Genomic DNA, 16,898 nt, shown 5'->3' with positions numbered 1-16,898 from the left:
AGTGGCGCAGCTCACGGCCGACCGCGGAGGGGGCCCGGAACAAGCCGGGATGGTTGACCGTTCATCTGTATGTGGGTACGAAGGGGACAGTGTCCCCGGGCCTCAACTACAGCCCATGGGGAAGATCGTTCGGCTGAAGCCCCATGGAGCCGCTCGCCGAGAGGCGACCGCCCCTTCGCGCTCACACCCTCTACGGCCCCGGCTGGCCTCCCCCGACCAGCCGGGGCTTTCCTCACTGCGGTACCCCATCGGCAGGAAACCGCGCAGTTCACGCGCGACACCGGTTCCGGGTGCGGCCGTGAACCAAGGGGAATGACGGGGGACCGGCCGGGCACATGCTGTCCTGGAGGTTGATAACCATGGTCCCCCTGCTTCTCGTTCTTCTGCTCGCCGTGCTTCTCTTCAGCGCCGGTTTCGTGCTGAAGGTACTGTGGTACGTCGCCGTGATCGTGCTGGTCCTGTGGCTGCTCGGCTTCGTCATGCGCTCCGCAGGGACCGGGGGCCGTCGCGGCCGCTGGTACCGCTGGTAGGAAGCGGAGATTCGCCTTTCCTGATCCGGGGTGGGTACCGGCCAGTGTGCCGGTACCCACCCCGGACCCATGCCTGCTGGAGTTCGACGACGATGACCACCGGCAGACCGGGTGACGGACCTGATGGTCGGTCAGCACTCCGGTATCCGTTGACCTGAACGTCGAGTGGGGGAGGAACCATGCGTGTAGGGGTGTATCTCGCGCATCCGAGGCGGGGAAGCTTCAACCACGCTCTCTTCGATGCCGTGGTGGAGGAACTGCGCGGCGGAGGATGCGAGGTGATGGCGCACGACCTCTGTGCGGAGGGTTTCGAACCGGTGCTGTCCGCCGACGAGACGGGGACAGTGCGGTCGGCGCCGCTCGCCCGCGATGCTCAGGTGGCGCTGCACCGCACGGAGGTGGCCGCGCTCGACGCCCTGGTGTTCATCCACCCGAACTGGTGGGGCATGCCGCCCGCTGTCCTGACGGGATGGGTCCAGCGTGTACTGGCGCCCGGTGTCGCCTACAAGCTCGGTACCGCGGAGGGTGAGCCCGCCGGGCTCCTCAGGGCCGGCAGGGCTCTGATCCTCAACACCTCCGACACTCCCGCCGACCGGGAGGCGAGCGAGTTCGGTGACCCGCTGGAGAGCATCTGGTCCGCATGCGTCCTGCCGTACGTGGGAGTCGGCGACGTACGCCGGACCGTCTTCCGCACGGTCACGGGCTCAGGCGACGCGGACCGGGCAGCCTGGCTCGACCAGGCACGCCGGCAGGCGGCGGCGCTGGTGGCCTGAGCCTTCGCGGCCCGGGTCAGCGGCGTGCGGTCCTCCGGCTGCGGCTGCGCAGTGCCTCCAGGAGCGCTCCCAGTACGAACGACTGGATGAGCGCGCAGCCGATGAGCGCGCCCAGGAGGGTCCAGGCGGGGACGTCGTCGACACCCGGGACCGACCCGCCGACAGCTACGGTGAGAAGCGAGGCGGGGGCGGTGAAGAAGACGGGCCACACCCAGATGAATCCGGGGTCCGAGCTGAACAGCGTGAACGCCGTGGCGATGGCTACGGAGGCGCCGACGAGACCGAGATATATCGCCGAAGCGGGGTTGGCGAAGGTCAGTCGGGCGAGGGTGCGAGCGGTCATTGGTGCTCCCGGAGAGACGGTGTGTGCCCTCATGGTGGTGCGGAGCCGGGGTCCTGTGATGAGTATCCGTACCCAGTGCGGATGATCCTCGTACTTCATCGCCCAGGGCGTCATCCGTGTACGGCTTCCGTGCCGTGGAAGCCTGGGGCCCGTCCGGCGAATCGACGGGGTGCCCGGGACGGCCGGTCCGCACCTCGCACACGGCGGCCCGGCTCCAGGCGGTCACCATCACCGGGTGTCAACGTAACCAAGTAACGAAAATTACGCGGTTGCATTACTGTGAGGGTATGCCTCGCTCCGACCTCGTCCTCACCGACGCCCTTGACCAGGAACGATCCTTCCACGACGCCTGCCGCGCCGCGCTCGCCGCGATGATCGACGGTACGCAGGAGCAGGTGACCGTAGGCGAGGACGTCTCCGCCTCCGGCGCCGACGCCGAAGTGCTCGGCCACCGGCTGCGGTCGCGGGCGAAGGAGTTCCGCGAACTGCCTGAGGGGCCGCTGTTCTTCGGACGCCTCGACTTCGGCACGGACGCCGATGCGGCGGGTGACCACGCGGGTCAGCGCTACCACATCGGGCGTCTGCGCATCACGTCCCACCCCTCATCACCGCCCCTCGTCGTCGACTGGCGCGCCCCGGTGGCCCGGGCCTTCTACCAGGCGGGCCCTCGTGATCCGCAGGGTGTCGCGGTCCGGCGCCGCTTCGGCTGGGCGTACGCGAGCCGCGGCGACTGCGCCGACCTGACCAGCCTGGAGGACGAGCACCTCGAAGCGGGGGAGAGCTGGGAGAGCGGCATTGTCGCCGGGGAGATCGAGCGTCCCCGCATCGGGCCGATGCGTGACATCGCCGCCACCATCCAGCCCGAGCAGGACCATCTCGTACGGCAGGAGCTCGCGACCACCTTCTGCGTTCAGGGCGCCCCCGGCACCGGCAAGACCGCGGTCGGGCTGCACCGGGCCGCCTACCTCCTCTACACCTACCCGCAGCGCATCCGGCGCGGCGGAATGCTCATCCTCGGCCCCAACCGCACCTTCCTCTCCTACATCTCCGAGGTGCTCCCCTCCCTCGGCGAGACGAGCGTGCGGCAGTCCACCCTCGACGACGAGATCGCCCGTCATCCGGTCACGGCACACGACGGCGAGCACACGGCCCTCGTCAAGCACGACATCCGCCTCGCCGACGTCCTGCGCCGCGGGCTGTACGCCCGAGTGAGCCCGGACAGGGCGCCCTCCATCGCCCTGGCGGACGGCTCCTACCGCTGGCGCGTCCCGGCCGACGAGCTGGCGCGAATCGTCCAGGACGTACGGTCCGAGGAGCCTCCGTACGCCGTGGGACGCGAACGGGTCCGCACCCGTGTCGTGCGCGCCGTCCAGCAACAGGCCGAGCGTCGTGCGGGCCCGCGCACCGAGCTCTGGGTCCAGAAGGTGTCCCGGGCGCGCCCGCTCACCGCGGCGCTCGACGCCGTCTGGCCCGCCGTACGGCCCGAGGGGGTCCTCGCGGAGCTGCTCGGCCGTCCGGACCTGCTCGCCGCCGCGGCCGTGGGCGTACTCGACACGGCCGAGCAGAGCGCGCTCCTGTGGAGCAGGCCGCCGCGCTCCCACAGGTCGGCCCGGTGGTCGTCGGCCGACCTCGTACTCCTCGACGAACTCGCCGGGATGATCGAGCGCCCCGCCGGCTACGGGCACATCGTGATCGACGAGGCGCAGGACCTCTCACCCATGCAGTGCCGAGCCATCGCCCGGCGCTCCGCCTCCGGCTCGCTCACCGTCCTCGGTGACCTCGCCCAGGGCACCACCCCCTGGGCCGCCCGCGACTGGCCACGGCTCCTCTCCCACCTGGGCAGGCCCGAAGCCGTCGTCACGCCCCTGACCACCGGCTTCCGCGTGCCCGCCGCTGTCGCCGGACTCGCCAACCGCCTGCTGGCCCAACTGGACGTCGACGTGCCCCCGTCCCGCACCCTGCGCCGCGACGGCGAGGTGACCGTCACGCCGGCCGATGACACGGCGACCGCTGCCGTCGCCGCAGTGCGGGCAGCACTGGTGTACGCCGGTTCCGTCGGTGTCATCGCGGCCGACGCCGACTCCCGCGGGCTGCGCGTGGCTCTCACCGCGGCCGGGATCGCCGCCGCGGGACCGGACACCCTGGGCGCACGGGTCACGGTGGTGCCGGCCTCCGCTGCCAAGGGGCTGGAGTACGACCACGTCGTCGTGGTGGAGCCGGCCGCCATCGTCGAGGCCGAGCCCCGTGGACTGAATCGCTTGTACGTGGCCGTCACCCGGGCCGTCACCCGCCTGCACATCGTGCATGCCAGGCAGCTGCCACTCGCACTGCGGGCCTTCGAGCCGTAACGGGCGCGGGCGGACCGGCGGTGCGCGCGAAGAGGGTCCAGGTTCCCGGAGGGCTTCGGACCGGCCTCCGGCACCTCCGGCACACAGGTCACCGCCCGGAAGTGCCTCTTCCGGGCGGAGCGCTGCGGGTGCGGCCCGGGCGGGGGAGTATGGGGAGGGGCCACGGCGCCTGCCGAGGAGAGCGATCACCCACCCGGCCTGCCTGCGGGGCGGAAGGAGCGGCAGAGAATGGCTACAGACGGATCGCAGGACGATCTGGGCCCTGCCGGACGGGTCAGGATGGGCGGCTCACCGCCGGGAGGGCTGCTGGACGTGCTCGGGGTCGCGGCGATCGTTCTGGACTCGGACGGCCGGATCGTCTTCTGGAGTCCACAGGCGCAGGCACTGATCGGTTACACGGCCGAGGAGGCGCTCGGGCGGCTCGCCATGCAGTTGCTCGTGGCGGAGGCCCACGTGGACCTGGTGCTCCGGCTCTTCGGTGAGGTGATGGGCGGCGAGGGGACCTGGGCGGGCACCTTCCCCGTACGGCACAAGGACGGCGGTACGCGGCTGCTGGAATTCCGCAACATGCGCCTGACGGACGACCGCGGGGACGTGTACGCCCTCGGCCTGGCCACCGACCAGGCGACGCTGCGGCGGGTGGAGCGCGACCTGGCTCTCTCCGTCCGGTTGGTCGACCAGTCACCGATCGGACTGGCGGTCGTGGACACGGACCTGCGCTACGTCATGGTGAACCCCGCTCTGGAGCGGATCAACGGCCTGTCCGCCCAGGGCCATCTAGGCCGCGGTGTGCGGGAGGCACTGCCGTTCCTGGACGCCGACACCGTCGAGTCAGCCATGCGGCAGGTATTGGACACGGGCGTGCCGCTGGTGGACCAGTACACGGTGGGCCGCACCCACGCCGACCCCGAAACCGAGCACGCCTGGTCGGTCTCCTTCTACCGGCTTGAGGACTCCGGCGGCCGGATTCTCGGCGTCGGTGTCTCGGCCGTGGACGTGACCGGCCGGCACCGCGCCGCCCTGGACGCCGAACGCGCCCGGCACCGCCTCACCGTCGTCGCCGACGCGTCCGTGCGCATCGGCACCACCCTGGACCTGGACCAGACGGCCCAGGAACTCGCCGACGTCGCCGTGCCCGAACTCGCCGACATGGCCGCGGTGGACGTCCTGGAGTCCGCCCTCCACAGGCATCGCATCCCCGACCCCTCGCACGGACCCGCGGTGTTCCGCGCTCTGGCCGTCGTCACCGCCTACCCCACCACCGCCCTGGGAGCAGCCGACCCGCCGGGCGACGTGGTCCGCTACGACTCCGAACGACTCGTCGCCCGCTGCGTCAACACCCGCCGTCCCGTCATGGTGCCGTACGTCGGCGAGGCCGATCTGCGTCTCATCGCCCGCGACTCCCACGCCGCCGCGCTCCTCACCGAGGCGGGCGTCCACTCCTACCTGGCCGTCCCGCTGATCGCCCGGGGCGAGGTACTCGGCGCCCTCGACCTCGTACGCGCACGCAATCCGTTGCCCTTCACCGAGGACGACGCCACTCTCGCCGGGGAGCTGGCTGCCCGCGCAGCCGTGTGTATCGACAACGCCCGCTGGTACCAGGCGCAGCGCGACACGGCACTCACTCTCCAGCGCAGCCTTCTGCCCGACCCGCCCCCGAGCCTGTACGGACTGGAGGTCGCCTCCCGCTACCAGCCCGCGGGCGCCGCGATCGAGGTGGGCGGCGACTGGTACGACGTCCTCTCCCTCACCGGCGACAGGACCGCCCTCGTCGTGGGCGACGTCATGGGCAGCGGCATCAACGCCGCCACCACCATGGGACGGCTCCGCACCGCCACTCAGACACTCGCCGGCCTCGACCTGTCACCCGCGGACGTACTGCGCAACCTCGACAGGATCACCGCCGGACTCGCCCCGTACATCGCGACCTGCGTCTACGCGCTCTACGACCCGCACAGCGCCCAGTGCCGCATCTCCACCGCCGGGCACCTGCCCCCGGTCCACATGCGGCCCGGACACCGGCCCCGCCTTCTCGACCTGCCCACCGGCGCCCCGCTCGGCGTGGGCGGTGTCCCCTTCCGCACCACCTGCGTGGACCTGGACCCGGGCGACCAGCTGCTCCTGTACACCGACGGCCTGGTCGAGACCCGCGACCAGGACATCGACACCCGGCTGGACATGCTCCTCAGCCACCTCGACGGGCGCCACCGCACCCTGGAGGAGACCTGCGACGGCCTGCTGGCCACGCTGCGCCACCCCGGCGACCACGACGACGTGGCTCTGCTCATCGCCCGTATCCGCAGGTGAGCCGGGCGCCCAAGGGGGACCCGGGGCGCGCGCTCGCGTGGCCGGCCGCTCCGCCCGTACCGGTTCCAGTCCGTGCCGGGCCTACCGGCCCTTCCGCGGTGAGCGGGGTCCGGCGGGACGGGAGCCCCCGCTGCACGTGGGAAGATCCCCGCAGGCCGACAGCGTGTCGGTCCGCGGAAAGGAAGTCCTCACATGGCAGCGGGATTCTCGGAGTGGAAAGTCAACCGGCAGTACACGGCCAACGACCGGGTCACCTATCTGGGCAAGCAGTACCGCTGCTCGGTGACCCACAAGTCGAACTCCGCGTCCAATCCCAGGACGGCCGTCAAGATGTGGCAGAAGCAGGCCGACTGAGCGAGGGGTCCCGCTCGGACGCAGGCCGGGCCGGGCACGAGATCACGCACGTGGTCCGATCGCGCCCACGGGGCGGCGTTAGGCTGTAGCCGGTCCGGTGGCCGCCATGGTCGGCCCGTACGGCCGCCGTCCAGCCACGAGGAGTTCACGCCTTGCCCAAGCAGCTCCCCGGGCCCCGCCCCACCCTGGAAGCGGTCGCGGCGCTCGCCGGTGTCTCCCGGGCCACCGCGTCCCGGGTCGTCAACGGGGGCGACGGGGTACGCAAGCCACTGGTCGACAAGGTCCGGCAGGCGGTCGAGGAGCTCGGCTACGTACCCAACCACGCCGCCCGCACCTTGGTCACCCGGCGCACCGGAGCCGTGGCCGTCGTCATAGCCGAGCCTGAGAACCGCATCTTCTCCGACCCGTTCTTCTCCCAGCAGCTCCGGGGCATCAGCCGCGAACTGGCCGCGCACGACACACAGTTGGTGCTCCTGATCGTGGAGGGCCCCGACGACTTCGCCCGTGTCGCACGCTATCTGTCCGGCGGTCACGTCGACGGAGCCCTGGCGTTCTCGCTGCACACCGACGATCCGCTGCCCGCGATCACCCGGCGGGCCGGGATGCCGACGGTGTACGGGGGGCGGCCGAGCTGGGGCGTGGCCGGGGACGACCGTGCCGTGCCGTACGTGGACGCCGACAACCGCGGCGGTGCGCGGGCAGCCGTACGGTGCCTGCGGGACCTCGGAAGGCAGCACATCGCGCACATCGCGGGGCCGCTCGACCAGACCTCCGCCCTGGACCGGCTCCACGGCTACCAGGACATCCTGCCCGGCGTGGACCCGGCGCTCGTCGCCGAGGGAGGGTTCACCGTGGAGAGCGGGGCGCGGGCGATGGCCGAGCTGCTGGAGCGGCGGCCCGGACTCGACGCCGTGTTCGCGGCCAACGACCTGATGGCCTCCGGCGCGCTGCGCGTGCTGCGGGAGCGGGGAATCCGGGTGCCCGAAGAGGTGGCGCTCGTCGGCTTCGACGACATGGACTCGGTATCGGAGGCCACCGATCCGCCGCTGACCACCGTGCGGCAGGACGTCGAGGGCCAGGGCCGGCTGATGGCGCGGATGCTGCTGCGCCAGCTCAGCGGGGACTCCGCGGACGCCGCCGGCTCCGACTCCGTGATCACCCCGACCACACTGGTGCGGCGGGCCTCGGCCTGAGTGGCCCGAAACCCGCCGCACGTGGGGTCTACCGGCCGGAGGTGGCCGGTGTGCCGCTGTCAGACGTCCGCGTGGACGGTCAGACGTACGGGATCTTGAGCACCGCCCCGTCCGTGCCGGTCTGCACGGTGGACGTAGCTCTGCCCAGGGCATTCCAGATCTCCAGGCGGACCGTGCCGCCCCGGAGCGCGGCCAGGCTTCCGGTCACCGACTTCGTGCCCACCGCCTGGGTGTACTCCTCCCAGCCCGTCACCGGGTCGGTGGCGAAGTAGCGGAAGGTCTCGGCCCGGTCGAAGGTGCCGTCTCCGGTGAGGTCGTAGCTGACCCTGACCTGCGGGGCGAGCCCCACCGCCGTGCCGGCGTCCACCCGCAGGCGGAACGTGGTGGACGCGCCCGCTGCCAGCGTCCCGGTGACGTTCCTGGCCTCGTAGACCGCCGGCCTGTACGGCGTACCGTCCCGGTTGACGCCCTCGGCGGAGGCCACTGTGTCCGCGCCCGCGGCGCCGTCCGTCGCGGTGGTGAGGACGCCGCCCGACTTCAGCCGGAAGGTGTTGCCCGTGGTCGGATCCGGGTCAGGCCCCGGGTCTCCACCGCCCGTGCCCGTGCCGGTGGCCGTGGAGCGAGCCGGTACGGAGAGGGTCGCGCCGTCGGAGAAGGTGACGGTACGCGCGGTGGAGCCGTGGTTGTGGGCCGTGTAGGTGCGCACGCCGTTCTTCACGAAGACGGCGGACGTCGGAATGTTCCCGCTGATCGTCATGTCGGGGGCGCCCAGAGTGTCGAGCGTCGCGATCCAGTGGTAGGTGTGGGCCTTGGACTCGCCCTGCTCGGGACCGTAACCCGCGTGGCCCGCGTCCCACTTGGCCTTCGCTGCGGCGGGATCGGCCAGTGACTCGAACTCCCACAGCAGGTCGCGCCACTCGACGGCCGGTCCGCCGTTCTCGCGTTCCATCTCCGCGATGTTGCGCTTGATCGCGGCCTTCTCGCGGGCCAGATGCAGCGAACCCCCGGTGACGGGGAGGACGTTGATGCCGTGGATCTCCTCCGGGTTGGCGGTCCACCAGGTGGAGTACGCGCCCCCGCTGCCCCAGACCATTCCCACCGTGTCGTGGCCGAAGGAGCTCGGGAAGACCTGCTGGTTCGCGTCGAACCAGTACTGCGTGATCGCTTCCGACTCGGTGGTCAGCAGGTAGCTGCCGAGGTCCCGCAGTGCCGTGTCACCCGTGGCCGCTCCCCACAGGACGAGACCGGCGCTGAGGTTGATGGACTCCGACGAGGACTCCTGGTTGTTGCCCGCGCCGAATCCCTGGTGGCCCGAGGCCCAGCTGTGGCCCGCGTAGACGTCGAAGCCGCGCAGGAACGGGTAGGCGGTGTCCGTGCGGCTGGGGTTGGCCGCGTCGCGCACCAGGGTCTTGACCATGGTGCCCCAGGCGGAGTCGGCGGCCCACGCCTGGTCGTACTGGGCGACGATCGCCGCCGCGTACACGTAGTAGCTGTAGTGGAAGTGGTGGTCGTTGAGCTCGGTGTCGCTGCCGTAGGAGGCCGGGTAGCCGGTCAGCGTCTTCCAGCTCTTGTCGTAACTGAACTCACTGGCCCCGCCCGCGGTGAACCACTCCTGCAGCCGGCCCTTCATCAGGCCGAGCAGCTTGTCCCGGATGCCCGGCTGGCCTATCTGTTCGGCCACGGGCACGAGCTGGGCGAGCCGGCCGAGCGCCTTGCCGGTCCAGTAGGTGTCGCTGGCGCCGGAGAACGGATCGGAGGCGTTCGCCACCTCGTTGAGATACCCGGTCAGCCGCGCCTTGTCGACACCGCTGGACGCGGGAAGCGCGGGCAGCACGCCGGAGTTCTTCTGGCTGGTGGTGAAGGAGGCGGACTCCCGCACCTTCATGATGCCGCGCGGGGAGACGTACGTGTACGGCGTCAGGGGGTCGGACGTGTGCAGCCACTGGTGCCGGTAGAGCGCCTGGAGCGTGCCGCGTTCGGTGCCCTCCTTGGCCTCGGTGGTCAGGCTGTAGGTCGCCTTGACGGTGCCGCCGGTCGACTCCCAGTTCACCCGGGAACCGGTGACGAAGCTGAAGGCGTACTTGCGGTAGGTCGCGAGCGCGTCGGTGGACGGCAGCACGGCGAGGGAGAAGTAGTCCTTCCCGCCTAGCCCGGCGGTGATGGCCGAGCCGGAGACCGTCCAGTCGCTGCCCGTGGGCGCGAAGAGCGCGTAGTGGTGTCCGGCGACGGTGATGCCGAGGACGTTGCCGTTGTCCGCGAAGACGGTCGGAGCACCGGCGGTGGTGATCCGCGCGTCCCCGCCCGAGCCCTTGGCGTATACGAAGGGCATGCCGTGCCCGATGGTCGTACGCAGCGTGCGGGCGCCGTCCGACCAGTACGGGGTGACCGTCCAGTCGGACCAGTCATCGGCTTTGGTGTCCGGCGAGTTGAGGCCGCTGAGGCCCACGGTGAGGTCGGCCTTGTGGGGGAACTCGTACTGGCGGCCGCCCCCGACGACGGCGGGCGTGGTCGGGTAGCCGACCTCCAGCCCGCCCGAGGTGGCCTGGTAGGTGAGCGGGTGCCCGTACATGGGGGTGGAGTACGGGTTGTCGCCGTAGCGCTGGTAGGCCAGCGAGGTCCACCAGTCGTTGGTGGGGACCGGCTTGTCCCGCGCCGCCGCGGTGAGCTTGGGCGTGACGGGGGCGCCCGTGTTCGTGGTGGGTCCTGAGGTGCCGGCGGGTCGGGCGTCGGAGTAACTGCCCGAACCGGCGGGGATGACCGCGGCTGCCGCCGGGGTCGCGGCAGGGCCCAGGCCGACGGCGGCCAGGGCGAGGGCCAGCACCGTCACCGCGGCAGGTCTGGAGAAGGAGGCTTGCATGAGCAGCACCTCGAAGTCGTGGGAGGAAGTCGTGGGAGGACGGAGTGCACTTTTGAGAGCGCTCTCAGGTGGCAAGGAACGTAAAACTCCTGAAACGTAGTGTCAATAGATCGCGCATCGGAGCCCGTTGCCGATTACCAAACGTTGCGATGCGTTCGAGTCTTGACGTGACGAGGGCCGGGCGGGGTCATGCTCCGGTTGTGGAGCCGGGCCGGACGATCATCAGGACGACGACGACCGCCCAGAGGACGTTGAAGAGGCCGGTGAGCATGGTCAGACGCATCGCGGTGGCTCGCCCCGGCTCCGTGGCGGGTGCCGTCCCGGAGGGTGCCTGTCCGGCAGGCGCTCCCTGCGCGCTCTCCGTCCGTACGGCCTCTTCTCCGGCCAGGGCGAGCAGGCGCCGCTGGCCGGGCAGGATGACCGCCGCCAGCAGGGTCGCGGCGATGGTGGTGAGCGCGAGCGAAGTGATCAGCCAGGCATCGGTGAGGACGCCGAGCTGGGCTGCCGTGGCGATGCCGAACACCGGGACGGCGAGCCCGGCGAGCGCGTAGGCGCGGCAGACGCGGTGCAGGAGTGCGGCGATACCGGCGGACCGGACGTCCTGCCCCCGGTCCGTGAGTCCTCGCAGTGCGTAGCGGGGGAACATCGAGGCGGCGACGGTGATCGACCCGACGGCGAGGATCGCGGCGAGAACGTGCACGGAAAGCAGCAGTTCGGTCATTGCGGATGCCTCCGGAGGAGAGGTGGGCGCATATATTGGCTGCCAATACATACACTGCCTACCGGTCTATTGGGTAGGCTGTCCGCTCATGAAGGCGGATGCGGTGCGAGGGCACCTCGACGGACTGCTGCTGGCCGTGCTCGAATCCGGTCCGCTGCACGGATACGCGATCATCGCCGCGGTCCAGGACCGCAGCGGTGGCCTGCTCGAACTGCGCACGGGCACCATCTACCCGGCTCTGAACCGGCTGGAGCGGATCGGACTGCTGAGCAGCAGCTGGGAATCGGCCGGGGAGCGGCGCAGGCGGTGCTACGAACTCACCGGAGCCGGACGGCGTACGCTGGCCGACGAGCGCTCGGCGTGGAGCGAGTTCACGGCGGCGATCGGCTCCGTCCTGAACCCCGCCGTACCGCCCGGCCTCGCCACATGAACGCCACCGGTCGCCACGCCGACCCGATCCAGGACCACATCGCGGCCTTGGCGGCCGCCCTGCGCGGACCGGGCAAGGCCAAGGCCCAAATGGTCCAGGACATGCGCGACGGCCTCGTGGACACGGCCGAAGCCCTCGCCGGTGACGAAGTCTCCTACGAACGCGCCGCCCGGCAAGCGGTACGGGAGTTCGGGACGCTGGACGAACTCGTGCCGAGCTGCCAACAGGAACTGACCGTCCGCCAGGCCAGGCACACCGCCCGTGCCGTCGCGCTCACCGCCCCGTTCCTGATCACCTGCTGGTACCTGGCCCGTTCCGCCGGGCACGAGGGAACCTGGCGACTGCCCTTGGCCGCACAGCTGTTGGCCGTCCACCTGGCAGGCGTCGCGATCGTCGCCGCACTCCTGGCGGCCGGAACCCTGGCTGCCACGGGAGCCGCCGCCCGCAGAGTGCCGACGCCTCGGCGGCTGCCGCTCGTCGTCGCCTGGGCCGGCACGACCGCCAGCGCCGCCATGGCCGTGGCAGCGCTCGCACTCGCCACCGCCGCCGCCATGGTCACGAACTGGCCCCTGCTCGCGTGCGCGGGCGGGCTCGCGGCCGTCTCCCACGCGGCGATCGCGGGGTCGGCGCGACTCTGTCGGCAGTGCGCCCGCCTGTCCTGACGCCTCCGCGGTATGCGGGCCCAGGGTGAGCTCTTGTCCAGCGAGGCGTCGAACGCGGCGAGGGCGCGGCCGACGCCGCGCTCGTGCCCTAGACCGCGGCGGTGCCGATGCTGCGGTAGCCGGCCGCGAGTGCCGTGCTGGTGGTCGTGCCGTTCTCCTCGCGGGGTGATTCCGCGGGTCCGTGGAGTGGGGTGCAGGTCAGGGGACCGAGACGGGCGGCCGTGTGTCCGCGGCGGCCTGTTGTGGGGAGGGGGTGCGCCGCGCCGCCCGCTTCTCCAGCGAGCTGGAGAGGAAGGCGAGGGCGAGGGCCGAGGTGGCCAGGGCCGCGCCGACCCAGTTGGGGGAGGTGTAGCCGAGTCCACCGCTGATGGCGATGCCACCGAGCCAGGCGGCCAGGGCGTTTCCGGCGTTGAAGGCGCCGATGTTCACGGCCGAGGCCAGGGTGGGGGCTCCGTGGGCGTGGTCCAGGACGCGCTTCTGCAGCGGCGGTACGGTGGCGAAGCCGAGGGCGCCGATCAGGAAGACCGCTGCCGCCGCGGCCACCTTGTGGTGGGCGCCGATGGTGAACAGGGCCAGGACCAGGGCCAGACCGCCCAGCGCCGTGTAGAGCATCGGCATGAGCGAGCGGTCGGCGAGCCTTCCGCCGAGCAGGTTCCCCCGACCATGCCGAGACCGAACAGCACCAGCAGCCAGGTCACCGACGAGTCGGCGTAACCGGTGACGCGCGTCATCATCGGGGCGATGTAGGTGATGGCCGCGAACACTCCGCCGAAGCCCAGGACGGTCATCGCCATGGCCAGCAGGACCTGGACGTTCCTGAACGCGCTCAGCTCCTGGCGCAGCCGTACGCCCGCCGGCTTGGGCAGGTCCGGCACCAGCCTGGCGATCCCGGCGAGCCCCGCCACTCCCAGCGCCGCCACGAAGAGGAAGGTGATCCGCCATCCGGCGGTCTGTCCGACGAAGGTGCCCAGCGGGACTCCGACGACGTTGGCGACGGTCAGACCGGTGAACATCGTCGCGATGGCACCGGCCTTCTTGTCCGGGGCCACGAGCTCGGCCGCGACGACGGAACCGATGCCGAAGAAGGCACCATGAGCCAGCGAGGCGACCACGCGGCCGGCCAGCATCACTCCGAACGTCGGAGCCGCGGCTGACAGCAGGTTGCCGAGAACGAAGAGGCCCATCAGAAGCATGAGCATCCGCTTGCGGGTGATCCGGGTGCCGAGGGCGGTCATGAGGGGCGCGCCGAACATGACGCCGAGGGCGTAGCCCGTGACGAGGTATCCGGCGGTGGGGACCGAGACACCGAAATCTCCGGAGACCTCGGGGAGCAGGCCCATGATCACGAACTCGGTGGTCCCGATTCCGAAGGCCCCGATGGCAAGGGCCAGGAGTGCGAGGGGCATGACGTCGATCCTTATAAGTGCGGAAGCTCTGTACAGGCGTCGACAATAATTGTGAGCGCGGGCTATTGCAAACGGGTTATAGGTGCGTGCGCGTGGAAGGGGGGTGCGCCCGCACCATGGAGTCAGCGCAGGACCACAGCCGCAGTGGCAGCGCCTCGGGAGTGGTCCTGCGTCCTGCCCTACGTCGCTGCCACCATCGGCGAGACGGGCCGCTGCCCCCCGGTCGGCGTTCGCAGCGGGGAGCGCACCATGTCAGTGGTGTCGGACGAACCGGCCGTGCTGACGCCTGCGGAGCCGCGAACCCGGCATGGCGAGGCCGCAGGCCCGCGCACCCGCCTGCCGCGCCCTCCCGGTGAAGTCCCAGGAGTCCCGGGGACGCGTCACACGGTTCCGCCCGTCGTGCAGGACACGCGGTGCGTCCTCCGCCGCTCGGTGCCGCCGGACCCGGGACCGTCACCGGAGCGTTCGGTACCTATGCGCAGCGCGGAGCCGTTCGGATCGGTCTTCGCGCATTCGCCGTCGCGGTAGGTCAGCCGGCGACTGCCTGGCGTCCGGAGAGCCGGGGTTCCGCGTCCAGTTCGGCCCACATCGTGTGCCCCCGGACGCCGCAGTCGTCGCGGTCGTCGCCCCAGGACGAAGCGAGTACGTCGACGATGAACAGGCCGCGCCCGCCGCATGTCAGAGAGCCGGAGGGGTGGCGCCAGCGAGCCCGTACGAGCTCCACGTCGATACCGGGTCCCGCGTCGGACACTTCGAGCCGTACGCTTCGCCGGCCGCCTTCCTGGAGTGTGAGCCAGACGCTTACGCGCCACGGCGGCCTGCCGTGACGCACGGCGTTGGTCAGCAGCTCCGTCATGACCAGCAGGGCGTCGTCGGCGAGATGGCGCAGGCCCCAGCGCGCTAGTTGCCGTCCGATCACGGCCCGGGCGCCCGCGGCGGCATCGGCCGGCGATTCCGCCCCGCCACGGGCGGCCGGAAGAACGGGGCAGACAGGCACGATGACTTTCATGCCTGTGATTCGTCACCGACGCGTCTCCGGATGGGTCCGTGAAGGGTCATGACCGGCTCCGGCCGCAACAGACGACGGGACCAGGAGCCGTACGCGGCCCGGTGGCGTCAGAACGCGTAACGGATGGGGAGCCAGGGAGCGTGGGTGCGCACCAGGCGGCGTACGGTCTCCACCGCCGCCGCCTTGGTGCCGTCGCGGTACCGCACGTTCCAGCTGCCGTTCTCCGAGCGCTTGCGCTGCTGGAGTTCGGGCCGCCAGATGGCGTCCTCGGCGCGCGGATGCCAGGCCATGTTCACCTCGTGCAGGTCCCGGTTGTGGGTCAGCATGATCACCTCGGCGGCGGCCTGGTCCTTCACCGCGCGGGGCAGGACGTCGTCCATCTGCTGGAGCAGCCGCCCCCAGTCGTGCTCCCAGCCGGGACGGATGACGACGGGGGAGAGGTTGAAGTGCACCTCGTACCCCGCTTCCACGAAGTCCCCGGCCGCGGCGATGCGCTGCTCGACGGGGCTGGTGCGGATGTCCAGCAGCCGCGAGTCGTCCGGCGGCATCAGGGAGAACCGGATTCTGGTCCGTCCGCGGGGTTCGAGCAGCAGGAGATCGGGGTTGACGAACTTGGTCGCGAACGACGCCTTGGCGGTGGGCAGGCGGGTGAAGGCGTGGACCAGATCGGCGGTGTTCTCGCTGATCAGCGCATCGACCGAGCAGTCGTTGTTCTCCCCGATGTCGTACACCCAGGCGAGGGGGTCGCACTGGTTGGGGGCGGTCTTGGGCCCCAGGTCGGTGGCGTGGCGCGTCAGCCGGGCGATGATGCGTTCGATGTTGGTGAAGACGGTGATGGGGTTGGCGTAGCCCTTGCGGCGCGGGACGTAGCAGTAGGCGCACGCCATGGCGCACCCGTTGGCCGCGCCGGGCGCGATCCAGTCGGCCGAACGTCCGTTGGTCCGCACGGTGAGCGTCTTGCGTTCCCCGAGGACCAGGACCGTGCTCTTGATCCGTACCCAGCGTTCGGCGTTCCCCTTGTTGCCGTGCAGCTGCGGAATCCGCCAGTGGGAGTCGACGGGGAGGACGTCTGCGTCCGGGAAGCGCGCGAGGATCTGTCTGCCCCGCAGGGAGGCGGCCGCCCCGGGTTCGGCATGGATCTCCTGTACCGACAGCAGCCGGCGGGCCTCCTGCGAGTCCCGGAACAGCGGCCCGGCCGGCACCGGGACCGCCGGTCCCGTACGGATCTCCTCCAGACCGAACAACCCCTCCGGGGCTTCGTACGGACTGTTGGGTGTCTCGGGGGTGTGCATGGTCGCTCCGGAATCTGTTGGTGACCTATTCCTACGCATTTCCGAGGAAAATTGCATCCCTGCGGGGTACCCGAGGAGAACCCATGACATGAAGCTGCAAGAGGAACTTCCGGTGGACCACCACCTGGCCCGGGTCTACCGTTACGGCGCCGCCTTCTGCGGCGTGGTCCTGCTCGTCTTCGGGTGTCTCGGCTTCGCCGACGCGCTGAGCCCGTTCGACACATCCGGTGACGTCATCGCGGGGATGACGACCAACGTCGCCCTCAGCGTCATCTCCACCGTCGTGGGACTCGCGCTGATCGCCGGCGCGGTGATCGGCGGCAACTTCGCCTCCTGCCTCGACATGACCATCGGCGCGCTCTTCCTGCTGAGCGGCTTCGCTCATGTCTTCGTGCTGGACAAGCCCGCGAACATCCTCGACTTCGGCATGACCAACGTGGTGTTCAGCTTCGTGATGGGACTGGTGATCCTCACCTTCGGCATGTACGGCCGGGTCACGAGCCGACTTCCCCACGACAACCCCTACTGGCGCCGCAGGCACCCGCACCAGGCCGACCGTGACGCGCGGCCCGGCCGACGGGCGGCAGGGGTCCTGGCCGCAGATGCCGGACAGCCCGCCCAGGAACCGGCGCCCGTCATGCTTCCGCCGACCTCCCGACAGCCGTGACCGCCG

Annotated in this window: 14 protein-coding genes and 1 pseudogene; 9 read left to right on the top strand and 6 right to left on the bottom strand. The window is 70.8% G+C overall.

Annotated features, from left to right (window positions below; genetic code table 11):
- The first annotated feature begins 359 nt into the window (after positions 1-359).
- Complete coding sequence (locus tag Sfulv_RS00805; protein ID WP_173310316.1) at positions 360-530, top strand: hydrophobic protein; 171 nt, start codon at positions 360-362, stop codon at positions 528-530.
- Between the two features lie 179 nt (positions 531-709).
- The gene (locus Sfulv_RS00800; protein WP_173310314.1) at positions 710-1,303 is read left to right on the top strand and encodes an NAD(P)H-dependent oxidoreductase; all 594 of its coding nucleotides are present in this window, start codon (positions 710-712) and stop codon (positions 1,301-1,303) included.
- 16 nt (positions 1,304-1,319) lie between these two features.
- On the opposite strand, the gene Sfulv_RS00795 is transcribed toward Sfulv_RS00800, so the two are convergent.
- Positions 1,320-1,646, bottom strand: coding sequence for an SCO4225 family membrane protein (locus Sfulv_RS00795; RefSeq protein ID WP_173310312.1), 327 nt, complete (start codon positions 1,644-1,646; stop codon positions 1,320-1,322).
- Between the two features lie 287 nt (positions 1,647-1,933).
- On the opposite strand from Sfulv_RS00795, the gene Sfulv_RS00790 reads away from it, so the two are divergent.
- The 4 genes from Sfulv_RS00790 (at position 1,934) to Sfulv_RS00775 (ending at position 7,848) form a co-directional block, all read left to right on the top strand.
- Positions 1,934-3,994: a HelD family protein gene (locus tag Sfulv_RS00790; protein WP_173310310.1), complete on the top strand. Its 2,061-nt coding sequence runs from the start codon at positions 1,934-1,936 to the stop codon at positions 3,992-3,994.
- Positions 3,995-4,222: 228 nt separating this feature from the next.
- Positions 4,223-6,301, top strand: a complete 2,079-nt coding sequence (locus tag Sfulv_RS00785) for a SpoIIE family protein phosphatase (protein ID WP_173310308.1) — start codon at positions 4,223-4,225, stop codon at positions 6,299-6,301.
- A 192-nt stretch (positions 6,302-6,493) separates the two neighbouring features.
- A complete protein-coding gene (locus Sfulv_RS00780; RefSeq protein WP_173310306.1) occupies positions 6,494-6,655 on the top strand; it encodes a carbohydrate-binding protein in 162 nt (53 codons plus the stop codon).
- Positions 6,656-6,807: 152 nt separating this feature from the next.
- Positions 6,808-7,848, top strand: a complete 1,041-nt coding sequence (locus Sfulv_RS00775; protein ID WP_173310304.1) for a LacI family DNA-binding transcriptional regulator — start codon at positions 6,808-6,810, stop codon at positions 7,846-7,848.
- Between the two features lie 79 nt (positions 7,849-7,927).
- Here Sfulv_RS00775 and Sfulv_RS00770 read toward each other — a convergent pair whose 3' ends face one another.
- Together Sfulv_RS00770 and Sfulv_RS00765 are read right to left on the bottom strand one after the other, a co-directional pair.
- Positions 7,928-10,705, bottom strand: a complete 2,778-nt coding sequence (locus Sfulv_RS00770) for a glycosyl hydrolase (protein WP_173317484.1) — start codon at positions 10,703-10,705, stop codon at positions 7,928-7,930.
- A 187-nt stretch (positions 10,706-10,892) separates the two neighbouring features.
- Positions 10,893-11,426 carry a hypothetical protein gene (locus Sfulv_RS00765; RefSeq protein ID WP_173310302.1) on the bottom strand — a complete coding sequence of 178 codons (534 nt, stop codon included), beginning with the start codon at positions 11,424-11,426 and terminating at the stop codon, positions 10,893-10,895.
- 88 nt (positions 11,427-11,514) lie between these two features.
- Here Sfulv_RS00765 and Sfulv_RS00760 point away from each other — a divergent pair, with 88 nt between their 5' ends.
- Positions 11,515-11,856, top strand: coding sequence for a PadR family transcriptional regulator (locus Sfulv_RS00760; protein ID WP_173310300.1), 342 nt, complete (start codon positions 11,515-11,517; stop codon positions 11,854-11,856).
- Complete coding sequence (locus tag Sfulv_RS00755) at positions 11,853-12,518, top strand: permease prefix domain 1-containing protein (RefSeq protein WP_173310298.1); 666 nt, start codon at positions 11,853-11,855, stop codon at positions 12,516-12,518. The genes Sfulv_RS00760 and Sfulv_RS00755 overlap by 4 nt, the downstream gene beginning before the upstream one ends.
- Before the next feature lie 198 nt (positions 12,519-12,716).
- Here Sfulv_RS00755 and Sfulv_RS00750 read toward each other — a convergent pair.
- The 3 genes and pseudogenes from Sfulv_RS00750 to Sfulv_RS00740 all read right to left on the bottom strand — a co-directional run bounded on the left by Sfulv_RS00750 (position 12,717) and on the right by Sfulv_RS00740 (position 16,225).
- A pseudogene (locus Sfulv_RS00750) lies at positions 12,717-13,924 on the bottom strand (MFS transporter).
- A gap of 529 nt (positions 13,925-14,453) precedes the next feature.
- Positions 14,454-14,933 carry an ATP-binding protein gene (locus tag Sfulv_RS00745; RefSeq protein WP_173310296.1) on the bottom strand — a complete coding sequence of 160 codons (480 nt, stop codon included), beginning with the start codon at positions 14,931-14,933 and terminating at the stop codon, positions 14,454-14,456.
- A 107-nt stretch (positions 14,934-15,040) separates the two neighbouring features.
- Positions 15,041-16,225, bottom strand: a complete 1,185-nt coding sequence (locus tag Sfulv_RS00740; RefSeq protein WP_173310294.1) for a spore photoproduct lyase family protein — start codon at positions 16,223-16,225, stop codon at positions 15,041-15,043.
- An 88-nt stretch (positions 16,226-16,313) separates the two neighbouring features.
- Between Sfulv_RS00740 and Sfulv_RS00735 the strand changes: the two genes are divergently transcribed.
- A complete protein-coding gene (locus Sfulv_RS00735) occupies positions 16,314-16,892 on the top strand; it encodes a DUF4383 domain-containing protein (protein WP_173310292.1) in 579 nt (192 codons plus the stop codon).
- Positions 16,893-16,898 lie beyond the last annotated feature (6 nt).

This window comes from Streptomyces fulvorobeus (assembly GCF_013167895.1).
GTDB classification, from domain to species: Bacteria; Actinomycetota; Actinomycetes; order Streptomycetales; family Streptomycetaceae; genus Streptomyces; species Streptomyces fulvorobeus.
Note: the sequence above shows the minus strand (reverse complement) of the source record. Positions and strands in the feature narration are given on the sequence as shown.

Bases quoted from the DNA above. Each gene is read 5' to 3' on its own strand.
- Sfulv_RS00765 (WP_173310302.1), bottom strand. From the start codon at position 11,426: ATGACCGAACTGCTGCTTTCCGTGCACGTTCTCGCCGCGATCCTCGCC.
- Sfulv_RS00795 (WP_173310312.1), bottom strand. From the start codon at position 1,646: ATGACCGCTCGCACCCTCGCCCGACTGACCTTCGCCAACCCCGCTTCG.
- Sfulv_RS00790 (WP_173310310.1), top strand. From the start codon at position 1,934: ATGCCTCGCTCCGACCTCGTCCTCACCGACGCCCTTGACCAGGAACGA.
- Sfulv_RS00740 (WP_173310294.1), bottom strand. From the start codon at position 16,225: ATGCACACCCCCGAGACACCCAACAGTCCGTACGAAGCCCCGGAGGGG.
- Sfulv_RS00800 (WP_173310314.1), top strand. From the start codon at position 710: ATGCGTGTAGGGGTGTATCTCGCGCATCCGAGGCGGGGAAGCTTCAAC.
- Sfulv_RS00745 (WP_173310296.1), bottom strand. From the start codon at position 14,933: ATGAAAGTCATCGTGCCTGTCTGCCCCGTTCTTCCGGCCGCCCGTGGC.
- Sfulv_RS00780 (WP_173310306.1), top strand. From the start codon at position 6,494: ATGGCAGCGGGATTCTCGGAGTGGAAAGTCAACCGGCAGTACACGGCC.
- Sfulv_RS00760 (WP_173310300.1), top strand. From the start codon at position 11,515: ATGAAGGCGGATGCGGTGCGAGGGCACCTCGACGGACTGCTGCTGGCC.
- Sfulv_RS00755 (WP_173310298.1), top strand. From the start codon at position 11,853: ATGAACGCCACCGGTCGCCACGCCGACCCGATCCAGGACCACATCGCG.
- Sfulv_RS00735 (WP_173310292.1), top strand. From the start codon at position 16,314: ATGAAGCTGCAAGAGGAACTTCCGGTGGACCACCACCTGGCCCGGGTC.
- Sfulv_RS00805 (WP_173310316.1), top strand. From the start codon at position 360: ATGGTCCCCCTGCTTCTCGTTCTTCTGCTCGCCGTGCTTCTCTTCAGC.
- Sfulv_RS00785 (WP_173310308.1), top strand. From the start codon at position 4,223: ATGGCTACAGACGGATCGCAGGACGATCTGGGCCCTGCCGGACGGGTC.
- Sfulv_RS00770 (WP_173317484.1), bottom strand. From the start codon at position 10,705: ATGCAAGCCTCCTTCTCCAGACCTGCCGCGGTGACGGTGCTGGCCCTC.